Source organism: Robinsoniella sp. RHS (assembly GCF_001029355.1).
Lineage (GTDB): Bacteria > Bacillota > Clostridia > Lachnospirales > Lachnospiraceae > Robinsoniella > Robinsoniella peoriensis.
Map to the genome: position 1 here is coordinate 1 of NZ_JNGB01000075.1, position 16,557 is coordinate 16,557.

Consider the following 16,557-nt stretch of genomic DNA (forward strand, 5'->3'; position numbering starts at 1 on the left):
ACTGTCAGATATAACTATGCAGCGTTCTGGCAGTTAAATATTTCTGAATCTAAGCAATTTCTGTTAAAGCCTGGCATTATAATTCCGGTATATCCGTATGAATTGGAATGCGAAAAGATATGGAAGTACATACATTTGGCGTACTCAGAATATGTAATCTCGACTCTTCCCCATATAAGAGCTCCAGGCGTTTATCCAGATTTTTAAGCCCCACATGGGTATGGGATCCATCGTTCTTGGAAGCAATCTGCCGTATATCAGGAATGGTTTCAAATCCAATGCCATTATCATTGATGGATATTTCCATATACCGTTTTGTTTCAATAATATTGATGGATAACTTTCCATTCCCTTTCTTTGGCTCCAGCCCATGTACGATTGCGTTTTCCACCAGAGGCTGTATGCAAAAGCCGGGTATCTTACATTGCATGAGAGAATCGGGTACCTGGATATCAAAGGAAATTTTATCCTCAAACCGCATCTGCTGCAGGTAGATATAGAATTTCACATATTTCATTTCCTGCTCCAGCAGAGTGTAGGCAGATTCTTTTGATATGGTGTTGATTCTGAGCAGTTCCCCGAGGGAGATAATCATATCATAGATCTCTTCATTATCGCTCATCTGGGCTTTCCAGGCAATGGTATTTAACACATTAAACAGGAAATGGGGATCCATCTGGGACTGCAGAGCCTGGATCTCAGCATTTTTTAGAAGCAGCTGCTTCTGGAAATTATCATTATAAGAGATGTCCAGCTTTTTCAACATTTCATTGAATGCGTTCATCCATATTTGAAACTCATAATGCATCTTAAGCGGTGGCAGGCTGTCCTGGCGTCCCTGGGAAATTTCATTAATATGAAAGACCATTTTATTAATCGGCCTGGTCACTGCGCGGCTTAGAACAACAGCTGCCGCCAGGGCGATTAAGACGATTCCGGACATTAAAAGCAGGTAAGATTTTAATGTCTGGTTCAAATCACTCATCATTAAAAGTTTCGGTGCAGCAACGGCTGAAGTGATATGCAGTCCCTGTAATTCCTGGGCTGCCACAAAATAGGGTTCTCCCGAAAGGGTTAGCTCCTGGAAGGAAACGGTGGAATTCTGGGGAGCGATCTGTGTTAGCAGCTGTGCGCTTTGGACTTCCATATCTTCATTGGAAAGTATGCTCATTTCATTATTATATAAATAAATGAACCATGAGGGATCCAGCCCTTTGGCACAGAACTGAATCCAGTTGACAGGAGCAACGTCTACTATAAAGATGCCTATATGCCTGCCGGTATTGCTGCTGAATATGTTTCTGGCAAAAAAGATACTTTTATATTCGGAATAGAGTGACATACAGATCAGTCCGGGGTCGGAGGGATCTATATTATCCAGCAGCTTCTGGTTCAGGTCAATATCCCGCTCCGATTTGCCGGAGGTGGGAATGTAAAATTCCGTACCGTCATCGCTGAATATGTGGATCCCGTTTATAAAATTTTTGCTGGACAGCGAGGTACTGTAATAGGTGTGGGACATTTGTTTTTCAATGCTGATTTTGCTGTCGTAGGTTACCGAATTATAGTTAATGGATTCCAGTGTGTTTGATATCAGTGAATTGGAAAGAAACATGGGAATAATGGAATCCAGGGCATCGATCTGTTCACTTATCTGCTGGTTTACCTGGCTTAGCTGAGCCGTTATGGACTGCTCATATTCATTGATCAGAATATAAGACGTTCCTTTATAAAAGAACAAAATCGATAACACCAGTATTACAGTAATCGTCAGTGAAATGATAACGGTGATAAATGTACGCAAGGACAGCGTTTTGCTGGTAACAGTTCCTTCTTTGGACATATGCCATCTCCTTAAAAAGCGTTATTCAGGTTCTGTGATAATAATAGGAATTATGCCATATTTAAAGAAGGGTATCAATAAGTTTCAGCAGGATGACCGGATTTTTAAAGAAAAGGTCAAAATTTTCATAGTTTTTGTCAAAATAATGAATTGTGAAAAAAATATGGCGGGAATGGGATCTGAAAGTTCAAGCCATGAATCTCATATTTTATTCACTATTTTGTAATTTAAAGTTATAATTTAGCCATAAGATGACAAGGAGGATTCATATGAAAAGAAAATTAACAAAAAGAGTGATTGCTACAGCATTGGCAGGTATCATGGTTTTCGGGCTTACTGCATGTGGAGGAAATAGTGAGACAGCAGGAAAAGCAGATGATAAGACAACTGATGGGCAGACGACGGAAGGCAAGACAACAGATGCTGCTGCAACAGAGGGACAGGCATCTGATGACGGCAGTGGGGATGCATCAGGCGGAGAAGGTAAAAAAGTAGAGTTAAATGTAATCAACTACCATGTTGGTACGGATTATGCGGCTGAATATTACAAATATTTATTTGAGGAATTCAAAAAGACCGATGCAGGTAAAAATGTAGAGTTTAATTTTGAAGAGATTCCCACAACAGATGCTTATAATCAAAAGATTAAGCTGCTGATATCCAGCGGTGACCTCCCGGATATTGTATTCAACGGAGGAAATAATATTACAGAGCTGGCTGCAAAGTCAGGAAAAGTTACAGATTTAACACCTTATTTTGAGGCAGATCCGGAGTGGAAGGCACTGTTTGATGAAACTTCCCTGAACTTTAATACAGTAGACGGTAAAATCTACGGAGTGCCGGTTTCTAAGGAAATCTCTTATATCTATTATAATAAGGAATTATTTGAAAAAGCAGGAGTTGAAGTTCCGGAAACATCTTTTGCAAACTGGGATGAATTTTTTAAAGCCTGCGATAAGCTCAAAGCAGCTGATATTACACCTCTTGGCATGGATACGGCAGACAGCGGCTGGCTTACAAATCTCTGGATGAGCGCATTGATAGGCACAGATGGAGATGCGGGAAATAAATGGATGAATACACTTTATCCTACTGATTTTAATACGCCGGAAGTAGAAAAAGCAGCAGAAAACATTCAAAAAATGTTTGAGAATTACACCACTGCCGATGCGATAGGCGGAAAATATGATCCAATGGCAACTCATTTCTTCAATGGAGAAGTAGCAATGTTCCCCAATGGCCCATGGATGATTCCTGACTTTTCCCAGACAGAAAAGGCTCCGGAAGGCTTCTATGACAAAGTTGGAATTATGCTGATGCCGGGTGATGGTATGGAAATGGTTCCAACACCAGGAGATATGGTGGGAGCAAAGGACAAAGATAAAATCGAAGCTGCAGTAGCATTTTTAAAGTTTGAGACAAGTCCTGAAAATCAGATTAAAGCACTGGAGATGACGGGGCTTCAGCCGGTATCCAACAATCTGGACATTCCTTCTGATTTAAGCGAAAAAGATCCACTGATGGCTCAGGTTCTGGAGATTCAGAATAAAGCTAAATTAACATATGGGCAGAACCAGGCATATTGGTATCAGAATGCAATCGATACATTTTCTACAGAACTTCCGGAACTGGCATATGGTAATATTACACCAAAAGAATTCTGTCAAAAATTATCTGATTCTGCAGCTAAAAATCAGGAATAGATTAGAGCGTGTTTGAAAATTCATTCCTGCCATCTGCACGCCCCACTTTGCGGTATATTTGCCCCGAATTCAGGTTACGTAGCCCGCTACGCGCCCTTCATCCGGGACAAATCTCCCACAAAGTGTGACGCACAGCTGCCAGAAAGCAATTTTAAAATACGCTCTAGAGCGTGTTGAAAATTCAAGGATTTAAGACACGCTCCGGGATAAAAAATTGGATTCGCAGGCAGAAAACTTGCGGATCTAATTTTTTAAAGAGAGATGAAAGGGTGTTGATATGAAAGTAAAAAATAAGAAGTTTTGGATCATTATGTTTACGCTGCCGTGTATGGCTTTGTTTGCCCTTGTGTACGCAGCGCCTATCGTTACCGTTATTTATACCTCACTTTGTGATTATACGACTTTTTCAGGTCCGGTTTTTACCGGTTTGAAAAATTTTATGGTCATCTTTCAGGATGAGACGTTTTTAGCAGCAATTAAAAATACGCTTGTTTGGGTTTTACTGCAATCGACCTTCCATGTGTGCCTGGGATTGGCTATGGCACTGGTGTTGAGGCGAAAGCCAAAAGGATGGAAAATTGTGCGGACCGCATATATGATTCCCAATATTATACCTACGGCGGCAACTGGCGTTATGTTCACTTTATTGCTGAATCCTTCCTTTGGTGTGGTGAAGCCCATCGTTGAGGCTCTTGGATTCAATGCATCTCAGGTGCCTAACCTGTTCGGAAACTCCAAGTATGCATTCTGGACCGTGACACTTACCTGGATACTCTATGCGGGATTTAATACCATTATATTCCTGGCTGAGATGGGCGCCATAGATAAAGAGATATACGAGGCAGCACGGGTAGACGGAGCAAAGCCCTGGCAGGTTGACCGGTTTATAACGCTTCCCCTCATGAGAAATATTTTTTGGCACCTGTGTCATACTGGCATCCGTTGCAATGGTATCACAGTTTGACATCATCTATGTGACAACAAAGGGCGGGCCCGGAAGTACCACTTTAAACCTGCCGATGTTTTTATATAAAGCGGCGACGCTTGAGAATAACTACGGAAAGGCAAATGCTGTCGGGGTTGTACAGATTGTGCTGGGGCTGGTTTTGGTGGTTCTGATTCAGCAGCTGTTCCGTGAAAAAAAAGAGATAAGGGAGGGGAAATAATTGAAGAAAACATCAAAAGTATCAACTGTCTGTGCCGTCATAGGTAAATATATATTTTTAATATTCTTTGTATTTATTGCAGTAGGTCCGATTGTATGGGCGTTTATAAGTTCCTTCAAGAGCTATTCAGAGATCAATTCCTCTGCTCTGTCCTGGCCGTCCACATTTAATCTGGACAATTATAAAGCAGCTTTTAAATATGCTCCTATAGCCAAATATTTTCTGAACAGCGTAGTTATTGTAGGCTGCAGCGTACTGGTCACTCTGGCATTTGTAGCTATGTGTGCCTACATTATTTCAAGATTCGAGTTCAAAATGAAGCCGTTAATTGTCCTTTTGATTTCGGCATCGTTAATGCTTCCGGCACAGGCCATATCCCAGCCGTTATTTTCCATCTTCCAGAAGCTTGGGATCTTCGATACGAAGCTTGGACTTATTATTGTTTACTCTGCTATGGGTATTCCGATGTCATTCTTTGTTATGACGAGCTACTATAAAACGATTTCCATGGCACTGGAGGAATCGGCTTATATTGACGGTGCAACATTTTTGCAGACCTTCTGGCATATTATTCTGCCGCTGGCAAAACCGGGGCTGGTTACCATAGCACTTTTGCAGTTCATCAATACCTGGAATGAATTTTACTTTGCTTTAATGCTTACCAGCGGGGATACGGCAAGAACGATACCAATTGCATTGAATTACTACATGGGGACATTTGCCAATAATTATTCGGCTCTTTTTGCTGCTGTAGTCATGACTGTTCTGCCAACAATAGCCGTATTTATCATTTTGCAGAGACAGGTAATGGAAAGTTTAACCGCAGGTGCGGTGAAAGGATAATCACAGGATGGAATTACATAATAAAAAAATATATCCCATAGAACCATGGAACATTACAGAAGACAGGTTCTGTATGGAGAACAACTACAGGAATGAGACAACATTTGCCTTGTCTAACGGTTATATCGGAACAAGGGGAACCTTCGAGGAAGACTATGATTTTTCCGTGGATGAAGGGCTGGTAGGGAATTTTATCAACGGCTTTTATGAAAGTGAAGATATACGTTACGGGGAATGGAATTTCGGATTTCCGCTAAAGAGCCAGTCCCTCTTGAATCTTCCAAACGGAAAACCCGTAAAAATATATCTGGACGATGAGTTATTTGATATGAGGCAGGGGTGTCTGGATTTTTATCAGAGAACGCTGAACATGAAGAATGGGACGGTAGTGAGATCGGTGGACTGGACATCCCCCAAGGGGAAAAAGATCCGGCTTTTATTCGAACGCATGGTGTCTTTTGCAGATAAAAATGTAATGGTGCAAAGGCTCAGCCTTTTGCTGCTGAATCAGGACTGTGAAGTGAGGATATGTTCCTATATAGATGCCGATGTGGAAAACCATACGAGAAAGACAAACCCCTTAGTGGATTACGGTCCGTTTGGAAAGCGGATTACGCAGAATCGATGCAGTGCCTCTGAGGAACTGCTGTACTTTGAAGGAAAGACGAAAAAAAGCGGATTGACCGCTGCCTTTGGAGTGGGACACCGCTGCTACGGTTCTATGTCTTTTCAGTCTATATCTGCAATGCAAAAGGATGCATATGCAGAACTTGAATGGATATACCGCGGACAGCGGAGTGAGAAGCTAATACTGGATAAATTTATCATCTGTACATCCTCCCTTGATATGCCGGAGGACAGTCTGGCTGGATTTGTGGAAGGAAAGTGCCGGGAGTGTACCGCACTGGGGTACGATTACTTCAAAGAAAAACAAAAGGATTATATGAAGGCATTTTGGGACATTGCAGATGTGAGGATACAGGGAGATGAAGCGCTGCAGCAGGGAATACGGTTTAATCTGTTCCATATTATGCAGGCTGCGGGCAGGGACGGACGTACTTCTCTGGGAGCAAAAGGACTTTCCGGAGAGGGGTACGAAGGCCATTATTTCTGGGACACAGAAATGTATGTGCTTCCGGTGTTTGTCTATACGGCGCCGGAACTGGCGAAAAAGCTGCTGGAATACCGTTACCATACCCTGGATCAGGCAAGGGCGCGGGCGAAGGTGCTGGGTCATGAAACAGGCGCACTCTATCCCTGGAGAACCATTAATGGGGAGGAGGCATCCACTTATTTTCCACTGGGAACGGCGCAGTACCACATCAATGGAGATATCGCCTATGCATTCCAGCTGTATGTGGATGTTACAGGGGATACACAGTTTTTAAAGGAAATGGCGGCTGAGGTACTTTGCGAGACAGCCAGAGTATGGGCGGACGTGGGATGCTTTGCAGAGAGCAAAGGGAATAAGTACTGCATCTGTGCAGTGACCGGTCCTGACGAATACAATGCAATTGTAGACAATAATTTTTATACTAACCTGATGGCGAGAGAGAATATCCGGTATGCGCTGAATGCACTGAGCCGGCTTAAGGAAACAGAACCTGAATTTTATCAGGAGTTTGTCAGAAGGCTGTCCATAACAGACCAGGAAACGGAGTATTGGAAGCGGATTGTAGAAAATATGTATTTTCCATATGACGAAAAGCGCAAGGTTTATCCGCTGGATGATGGATTTATGATGAGAAAGCCATGGGATGATTCGAAGATACCTGTGGAGAAGCGGCATCTGCTATACGAGAATTATCACCCGCTGTTTATATACCGCCAGCGGATGTCCAAGCAGGCAGATGCGATTTTAGGTATGTATCTGCACAGCAATTTGTTTACCAAAGAGGAACTGAAGCGTAATTATGACTTTTATCAGGAGGTGACGCTGCATCACTCTTCTTTATCCACCTGTATATTTGGAATTCTGGCAAGTGAAATTGGATATCATGAGGAAGCATATGATTATTTTTCCCAGTCAGCAAGAATGGACCTGGATGATTATCATAATAACTTTTATGCCGGAATACATGCCGCTAATATGGCCGGCACCTGGCTGGCTATCGTAAACGGTTTTGCCGGGCTTCGGACAAATGCGGGAATTCTTCAGTTTAACCCATTTGTGCCAGACGGCTTTGAGGGATATGCCTTCCGTATTAATTACCGGGGAAGCATACTGGAAGCCATCATGACGAAGGATCAGTGTACCTTTACTTTAATAAGCGGTGAAGGAATAGAGTTATCTGTAAATGGAAAGAAAATAAAGCTATCAGAAAAGGAGGCAAGCTGCTGTGAAAAAATATAAAGCGATTTTTTTTGACTGGGATGGTACGGCGGTGCTGTCCAGGAAGGCACCGGTAGATGAGGTGGTGGCACCCATGAAAAAGCTCCTTGCCCAGGGGGTAAAACTGGCGGTCATAAGCGGTACAACCCTGGAAAATATTGCGGAGGGAAAACTGCATGAATATTTTACGGTAGAAGAGCGTAAGAGCCTGTTCTTAGGACTTGGCAGAGGGGCATATAATTATGCTTTCGATGAAAACGGCAGCCCTTACCTGCTGAGCCACCGGATCCCGGCTAAGTCAGGATTAATCCGGATTCATGATATCTGCTATGACATACACAGGTGCTTACAGGAGGATTATGAAATTCCTACCGATATTGTATTCAGCCGTCCAAATTACTGCAAGATCGATCTGATGGTAGAAAACAGCAGAGGAGAATCCCTGTTTTTACAGGAAGGGGAGAAGGAACAGCTTATTGCAAATCTGAACAGCCATGGATTTACCGGAGGAATCAGGGGATTGATTGACCTGGCGGAGGATATGGGAAGAAAACACGGCATATCGGTATGTGCAACTACAGATGCCAAATATCTGGAGGTGGGAATTTCCAGTAAGAGCGACAATGTGAATGATTTCATGGATTACTTTGGTAATCAGTATCAGATCCGGGAAGAGGAATGCAGCTTCTGGGGTGATGAATATATCGGTTTTGATGAATGCTTATTTGGAAGTGACAGTTATATGATAACGGATCAAACAAGACACGGGGAATTCTTCGATGTGTCAGACACAGAAGGCTTACGTCCAAATGAGGTAAAGCAGGTGGGAGGAGGTGTCGGAAGCTTTATAAGGTTTCTCACGGAACAAAATAACAGTTAATGGAAGGAGAAAGTTATGCTAAAAAAGAGCAAAAGATGGATTAGCCTGGGGCTTAGTGCTATGCTGGTATTAGGAAGCCTGATCGTGCCGAGGGTAGAAGTTCAGGCAGAGGAGTCAGCCGGAACTACGTATTATATTGATTATGACGGAGGGGATGACGGGAACCCCGGAACAAGTGAAGAGGATGCATGGTCATCTCTGGAGAAGATTAACAGCACTACCTTTGAACCCGGTGATAAGATACTCTTTCAAAAGGGAGATGTCTGGACTGGTCAGTTAAGTCCAAAAGGCTCCGGGGAAAAAGGAAACCCCATCGAGATAGGTGCTTATGGAGATTCAGAAGCAAGGCCTCTCATACAGGGAAATAACTGGTGCGGTGAAGACGGAGATGACCTGGAGAACAGGATTTTTAATGCGGCAGTGTATTTCTATAATCAGCAATACTGGGAAATTACCTCACTTGAGGTGACCAATCGGATTCCCGGCGACAATCCGGATGACCATATTAAAAAATATGGCGTACTGATTATGGCGGAAGATGCGGGAACCTTAGAGCAGATGAACTGCAGGGATCTCTATGTGCATGATATTGTATCACATCCCATTGGCCAGCAGGCAGGTATCGGACGCGGCGGAATCATTTACAGTATCAGAGGCAATCAGGTTCCTACCAGATGGAATGATATCACCGTAGAAAACAATATTGTAGGTCCTAATATCAACCACTATGGAATCAACTTTATGTCTACCTGGGGAAGCAGCCGCTTTGAGCATGAAACGGGAATTCCAGACAGTGAGTATGCAGGTTCAAGATATAACAGCACGAATCTGGTAATCCGTAACAACTATTGTGAGGATATTGGCAATGCAGCTATTTGCCCTACCTCATACTCTAACGCAGTGATTGAGTATAATACCTGTGACGGCTGCAACAGCGGTCCAAATGGAAATGTACCGATCTGGTGGGAAAACGGCGAATACACAGTAGCACAGTTTAATGAGGTATTCGGCTCAGGTGCTTCAGAGTCAAAAGAAGATTCCCAGGCATTTGATGCGGATGTGAATGCAACACTTAATTACATACAGTATAATTATACACATGACAATCCTTCCGGAGCATATTTTGAATGTGCACTGGGCAGTACCTATACCACTCATATACGATATAATATCAGTCAGAATGACGGATACGGTACGAACAGCTATGGAGGCGGAGCCGTTGTTACAATAGGCGGATGGTCCACCAATGATAATAATAAGATGTATGTATATAACAATGATTTTTATTTGAGTGAGGGGCATAACAGCTATATTACCAATAACTGGGATGGAAAGCCTGTTAACAAAGATAACTTCCGATTTACCAACAATGTGATTTACAGCGATGCCACTTCCAAAGGCTGGCACGAAGATTTAATGGGAACGGCTGAAAACAACGCATATGGAGGCAGTGATGCCAGCATCTTAAGAAGCGATGACGAAAAGGCGGTTACCGTTACTACGGATGATTTTGTAAATATAGGCACAGGATCTCTGGGGCTTGACAGTGTAGGAGGTTATCAGCTGAGCGATAATTCCGGCTGTATAGAAGCTGGAACATTAATTGAAGATAATGGCGGACGTGATTACTGGGGCAATCCGGTATCGGCTGTAGGGGCACCAAATATTGGAGCTGACAACAGCAAAGCGGCAAATCAGGTTCCGGCTGGTACGATTGATTTTGAGGACCGCCCGGAGGATGAAACTCCATTTACGGAAATGTACAAAGACTGTATCTTTTCGGGAGAGTGGAGGACAGGATCAGCAGACGGACTGAAATCCCTTTATCTGGCTGACGGAGAGGCCAGTGGAGTAATTACCCTGCCTAAGAGCAAGAAACTGAAAAGCTTTCAGGCACAATGTGAAGGGACTGCATGGGTAACTCTGGAAGCAGAGGGATATAAGAAATCATTCCTGATAACCTCCGCAAATAACTATTTCAATACAGGGCTTACTTCAGCAGTAGATAATCTCACCGTAACGGTGGAAGGCAGTGCAGGAAGCCGGGTATATTTTGATAACCTGCTTCTGGAAAAAGGAGAATATGAACCGGTAAACATAGCCCTGAACAAGCCTGTCACCACAAGCGGCAATGACCAGTATCCGGGATCCTACGGGAATGACGGAAATGAAGGAACCATGTGGGTTCATGCAGGAGAAGAGTTAAACGAATGGTGGATGGTAGATCTTGGACAGGAATATGATTTAAATAACTTTGAATTGGTATTTGAACAGGATGAAGAAGAGGCCTGGGGATATCAGATTGAGGGAAGGAAAGGACCGGACGATGAATTTGAAATGTTAATTGACAGGTCAGATAATACAGACGGTTCCAGAGTACAGACCGGAACCTTTGAGACAACCGGAACTTACCGTTATCTAAAAGTAATCCTGACGAAATTCCCGGGATACGATTACTGGCCGGGATTTGCAGAATTCAAAGTATTTGAAAAAGCTGCTCCCGAAGAAATTCCGCCAACGGGTATCACCCTGAATCAGGAGGAAGCGTTGCTTACAAAAGCAAATGAAACCTTACAGCTGGAGGCAGTCGTTACACCGGAGGATGCAGATAATAAAAATGTCGTCTGGGAGTCATCTAACCAAGGCGTGGCTGTGGTAAACCAGGAAGGTCTGGTGAGTGCCAAAGCCAATGGAACATCTGTAATAACAGCCACAGTAGAAGGTACAGATCTAAAAGCAACCTGTCTGGTAACCGTGGAGATTCCTGCTCCTGTTATACCGGTCAGCAAAGTAGAACTGGATAAAACTGCGGTAACCCTGACAAAAGCAGGAGAACGGGTACAGATAAAGGCAGTGGTATCTCCTCAGAACGCAACGGATAAAACCGTCAGCTTCAGGTCTACCGACAGCAGGGTGGCTACAGTGGATGCAAGTGGAGTGATCAGCGCAGTGGGCAATGGTAAAGTGGATATTATTGCTGCTACTAGGGACGGAAACAAGACTGCAGTCTGCAAGGTAAATGTGGCAATCCCTGTGAAAGTAACAGGAATTACCTTAGATAAGTCAGACCTTAAGATTACCAAAAAAGGTGCATCCGTTCAGCTCAATGCACAGGTAATACCGGCAAATGCCAGCGAAAAAACCCTGACCTGGAGCTCATCACAGCCAAAAACCGTATCGGTATCCAGCACCGGTAAAATAACGGCACTGAAAAATGGCAGATCTGAGATCACCGTTAAATCGGTAGACGGAGGATTTGTGAAAAAGTGTCTGGTGACGGTAGAATATAAAGACGCAAAAGTGAAAAAACCAGGGAAAATAACAAATGTTAAAACATCAGCTATTTCCAATAATTCATTGAAAATATCCTGGAAAAAGAATAAAGACGCCGATTATTACAAGGTTTACCTCTATAATAAAAAAGGTAAGAAGTGGAAAGAGGTAAAGCGTACCTACGATAATAGCGTGAAGATAACCGGACTGAAGGAAGGCACTGCTTATACTTACCGGGTTGCAGGCGTAAATGCAGGTGGAACCGGAAAGAATTCTGCCAGCCTGACTGGGGTAACAAAGCCAAGTGCTGCAAAGCTGAAATCAGTAAAAAAATCTACCAAGGGCAGAGCGGTACTGAGATATACCAACGTGAAGAATGCAACATATGTGATCCGTATGAAAACCGGCAAAGGCTCCTACAAAAAAATCGGAGAAACAACCAAAACAAAGCTGCAGTCTCCAAAGCTGAAGAAAGGAAAAACATACAGCTTCAAAGTGCGTACCTATATCAAGTATGGCAAGGAAAAGATCTGGGGTAACTATTCCAATACAATAAATTATACGGTAAAATAGAAGAAAACATCAGAGCGTGCCAGGTATCATTTAAAGATGCACGCTCTGGAAGGGAGAAAGAGCTATGAGAGAAAAACAATTGATAGCAGTATTTGCATCAACAGCACTGATTCTGGGAGGAATCACAGCTATACCGGCAGAAAGGGTTAATGCGGCAGAAGAAGTAAATGCAGCAGAAGAAGTAAATGCGGCAGAAAAAGTTCATGTATCAGAAGGAGTAAATGCATCAGAAGCCGATATCCGGCAGATTGTCATCGATTTTGAAGACAGGGGTGGTGAAGAACAGGAGCTTACCGGGATCTATGGAGGATGCGATTTTGGAACCGGTGGTTTTTTTACAGGAGCTGCCGGCGGAAATGTAAAACTATGGTCGGAGACTTTGACAAAAGATGCCCAGGTAAGTAAAATTGCCATTCCCTATGGGAAAATATTCCGTGGATTTTCAGCTTTTTCAAGCAGTGGGGCAACAGTGAAAGTTGTTTCGGGATCCGAGAGCAATACCTTTTCTGTGGGAACTGAGGAACAGGATTTTATCACCGATTTTAACAACGATGAAATGGCGGTTTATCTCGTGATGGAAAGCCAGGGGGGCTCCAGTGAAATAAAGCTGGACAACCTGATCTTAGAAGATGTGGATATCACGAAGTTAAACGTGTCACAGAACAAACCGGTAACTACATCCGGAGATAATCAACGTCCGGCATCCAATGGAAATGATGGGAATTATGACACTATGTGGATCAATAACGGACCTGGTGCGGATAAATGGTGGCAGGTTGACCTGGGTCAGGATTATGATCTTCTGGATTTCGAATTAACATTTGAAAAAGATGAGAGCAATCCGTGGAAATACAAAATTGAAGGTTCTTCAGATGGAGTGAATTTCACCATGCTCACTGACCGGACGGAAAATACCGATGGGAATAAGACCCAGACCGGAGTATTCCCGGAGAATACCAAATTCCAGTATGTGAGAGTGACCATTACCGGCCTTCCGGCTGAAACCTATTGGTGTGGATTTGCAGAATTCAAGGTGTTTACCGACAATCAATTAAGCAATGTAGCTTTACACAAGAATGCGGAACAGTCTGGAGGAAGTAATGCGCCCGGACTGGCGGTGGACGGAGATACAAAGACCTTCAGTGGAAATACCGGTTCCTTCCCCTATTGGTGGACAGTGGATTTAGGGAGCATTTATAACGTAAAAAAACTGGAGATCGAATGGGAAGATTTAAAGGACAAGGATATTGATCTAGCGGAAGACTGGAAGTACACAATTGAGTATTCCGGTGACGGAGGAAAAAACTGGGTTACCGCAGTGGATTATTCACAGGAATCACCCTATACTGATCCGGCTTCTTCGCTGGTACAGACAGCAGACGTGGATATTGAATGCAGCAAAATAAGGGTCACAATCACAGGCAAGCCTTCCCAGCGTCCGCTTGCGTGGGCAATCATTCCGGAGTTCAGGGCTTTTGCAGTGGATACAAGTGTGCCGACAGAGGCGGGACAGGACTTGAATCTGGACCTTGCTTTTGGACAGCCGGTGGAGGCGTCAAGTACAGCAGAAAATTATAAGGGAGAAGCGGTAACAGACAATGATCCTGCTACTTCCTGGAAACCGGCGGCTTCAGAAGAACCGGCATACCTGCAGATTGATCTGGGCAGAGAATTCAATATCAGAAACCATAAAGTGGAATTTGCAGAAAACACATCGAAAAATGATTATCAATTCCTGGTATCTTCCGACAATGAGAACTGGACTATCCTCTCTGAGGTATCGGGCCAGACAGCGGAAGAGAAAATTAAAATACCGGAAACACCGGCTAAATATGTAAGATTTTTATTCACAAATCCTTCAGCTGACCTGGAAGTTACGGGCATCCATTTTGATGGACTGGATGCAGGCGTGCCCAGCGGGAAAAATATATTAATACTGGCACCACATCAGGACGATGAGATGCTGATGGCAGGCGGAATCATCAAACGGGCGGTAGACGCAGGCGACAATGTAAAGGTACTCCTTGCTACCAATGGTGACTACAACGGACAGGGAAGCGGACAGGGCAGAATCGTGGAATCGATCAATGCGCTGAATGCACTGGGGCTTACCAAAGATAATATCATGTTCCTGGGATATGCAGATACGGGCGGTCTTGGCGGCACACAGACTTACTGGGACAGCTTTCTGTATAAATTATATACGGCTGAAGATGATACTGTTTTTACCAGCAGATTCGGCAATCAATACAGTTATGGCAATCCGGACATCAAGCAGGACTACCGCTTTGAATTAACAGGAGAGCACTCCTCATATACAAGGGCAAATTTTGTGAATGATTTAAAGGATGCTATTATTAACAGCAATGCAACAGACATCTATGTTCCATCCAGATATGATATGCACTTTGACCACGCCTATCTGGACTTGTTTGCAATAGAGGCAATCCAGAGTATAAAGAGAGATAATCCGTCCTATAATCCGACCCTGCATGAAAGTATTATTCACTCCTGTGCAGGAGACGGTAACTGGCCGGTATGGAACAGTGATGAAGCCGGAATCCAGGCACACAAGATGCCTCAGGGACTGGAGGATCTGACGATGTTTCAATGGTCTGAGAGAGAGAATGTAAATGTACCTTATTCCATGAGACAGACACCATTTTCCTTTAATTTAAAGGACCAGGCACTGCGATTATATACTTCCCAGTATTACGGCTACATTGGTTCATTCGCAAAGGTAAATGAGATATTCTGGACCAGGGATTTTACCAGTTTCGCAATGAATGCTGTAGTAACGGCTTCATCAGAAATGAGCAATACAGACAGAAAGCTGGACCAGAGTGCCGTTAAAGCAATAGATGGCGTCCTGGATGGAGAAGCAGGAGGACTGCCCTATGGCCACATGAGATTTGCACATGCAGAATGGGTAACAAACCAGGAAACAGCAGGGGCATGGATCAACCTGGATTTCCAAAATAAAGTAGATATGAGCCTGATAAAATTATATGACAGACCGGATATGGATAACCAGATCACAGGCGGTAAACTGATATTCGATGACGGTTCCGAGATTGAGGTGGGAGAACTTCCCAATAACGGAAGGCCACTGGAGATTCCGGTAAATAAAAATTCCAGGAGTGTTAAATTTGTATTAACCTCCGTATCTGGCAGTACAACCAGTACCGGTCTGGCGGAAATAGAAGTGGAATAATATGAAGTATATACGATGGAGCGTTGTCTGCATCCTGTTCCTGGGATTGGCAGCAGGTATTATTTACATATCTTTAAAGGATACAGATACGTATATTATGAAACTGGATCATGTAGAAATATCAAACGAGCAGTTTCAGTATTATTTAGATAAAAATAGAACAAATATCATCAGCAGATATCAGAAACCGGGGGAAACAGTTGACCGGGAATTCTGGAACAGAGAAGCCGAAGAAGGTATGTCTGCAGCCACGTTGTTAAAGGCAGAGGCAAAGCAGGACTGCCTGAGGGAACAGATGATTTTTATTCTGGCAAGGGAAAGAGGGCTTAGCAAAGCAGTTCAATTTGACGAGATAAAAGAAGAGATGGAAAAAGAAAATGCAGACAGGGAGACTTCTGTAAAAAGTGGAAAAATCGTATACGGAAATAAGAACTACGGTATGTCCACATATTTAAGTTATTCCATCAGTAATTTATCCAGGGAATTGATTAAACTCATGGAAGACAATGAATTAAAATATACAGATGAGCAGATTCTCTCATACTGCCAGGAAAACGGAAAAGATGTCAATGGACTTAGCAGCGGAGAAATCCGGAGCAAATACGGTTTGGTTTACCGAAATGAATTACTGGTCAGATACGTAGACAGGTGTATTGAAAAACGGGGTGTTGTATTGAAGCAGGAAGAATTTGATGGGGTTACGGTTCAATAGATGTGAACCATCTTTGCG

General features: G+C 43.4%; 11 protein-coding genes. 10 read left to right on the plus strand and 1 reads right to left on the minus strand.

The features are described from left to right. Positions 1 to 76: 76 nt before the first annotated feature. On the minus strand, positions 77 to 1,843 hold the full coding sequence (locus tag RHS_RS21235; RefSeq protein ID WP_027293369.1) for a sensor histidine kinase: 1,767 nt from the start codon (positions 1,841 to 1,843) through the stop codon (positions 77 to 79). A gap of 269 nt (positions 1,844 to 2,112) precedes the next feature. On the opposite strand from RHS_RS21235, the gene RHS_RS21240 reads away from it, so the two are divergent. The 10 genes from RHS_RS21240 (at position 2,113) to RHS_RS21275 (ending at position 16,539) form a co-directional block, all read left to right on the plus strand. Beyond that, positions 2,113 to 3,546, plus strand: coding sequence for an ABC transporter substrate-binding protein (locus tag RHS_RS21240; RefSeq protein ID WP_047834302.1), 1,434 nt, complete (start codon positions 2,113 to 2,115; stop codon positions 3,544 to 3,546). Positions 3,547 to 3,558: 12 nt separating this feature from the next. Beyond that, entirely contained in the window at positions 3,559 to 3,723 is a 165-nt protein-coding gene (locus RHS_RS31585; protein WP_377146299.1) for a DUF6783 domain-containing protein, read from the plus strand. A 100-nt stretch (positions 3,724 to 3,823) separates the two neighbouring features. After that, positions 3,824 to 4,510, plus strand: coding sequence for a carbohydrate ABC transporter permease (locus RHS_RS21245; RefSeq protein ID WP_395023232.1), 687 nt, complete (start codon positions 3,824 to 3,826; stop codon positions 4,508 to 4,510). Further along, positions 4,494 to 4,712, plus strand: coding sequence for a hypothetical protein (locus RHS_RS31590; protein WP_395023234.1), 219 nt, complete (start codon positions 4,494 to 4,496; stop codon positions 4,710 to 4,712). Before RHS_RS21245 ends, RHS_RS31590 begins: the two co-directional genes overlap by 17 nt. Further along, complete coding sequence (locus RHS_RS21250; RefSeq protein WP_047834303.1) at positions 4,713 to 5,555, plus strand: carbohydrate ABC transporter permease; 843 nt, start codon at positions 4,713 to 4,715, stop codon at positions 5,553 to 5,555. It abuts the gene before it with no gap. A gap of 7 nt (positions 5,556 to 5,562) precedes the next feature. Continuing rightward, positions 5,563 to 7,908, plus strand: coding sequence for a glycoside hydrolase family 65 protein (locus tag RHS_RS21255; RefSeq protein ID WP_047834304.1), 2,346 nt, complete (start codon positions 5,563 to 5,565; stop codon positions 7,906 to 7,908). Next, positions 7,895 to 8,767, plus strand: coding sequence for a hypothetical protein (locus tag RHS_RS21260; protein ID WP_047834305.1), 873 nt, complete (start codon positions 7,895 to 7,897; stop codon positions 8,765 to 8,767). Before RHS_RS21255 ends, RHS_RS21260 begins: the two co-directional genes overlap by 14 nt. 15 nt (positions 8,768 to 8,782) lie before the next feature. Continuing rightward, positions 8,783 to 12,613, plus strand: coding sequence for an Ig-like domain-containing protein (locus tag RHS_RS31595; protein ID WP_395023237.1), 3,831 nt, complete (start codon positions 8,783 to 8,785; stop codon positions 12,611 to 12,613). 64 nt (positions 12,614 to 12,677) lie between these two features. Next, entirely contained in the window at positions 12,678 to 15,827 is a 3,150-nt protein-coding gene (locus RHS_RS31600) for a discoidin domain-containing protein (RefSeq protein WP_395023239.1), read from the plus strand. Position 15,828: 1 nt separating this feature from the next. After that, complete coding sequence (locus RHS_RS21275) at positions 15,829 to 16,539, plus strand: hypothetical protein (protein WP_047834306.1); 711 nt, start codon at positions 15,829 to 15,831, stop codon at positions 16,537 to 16,539. Positions 16,540 to 16,557 lie beyond the last annotated feature (18 nt).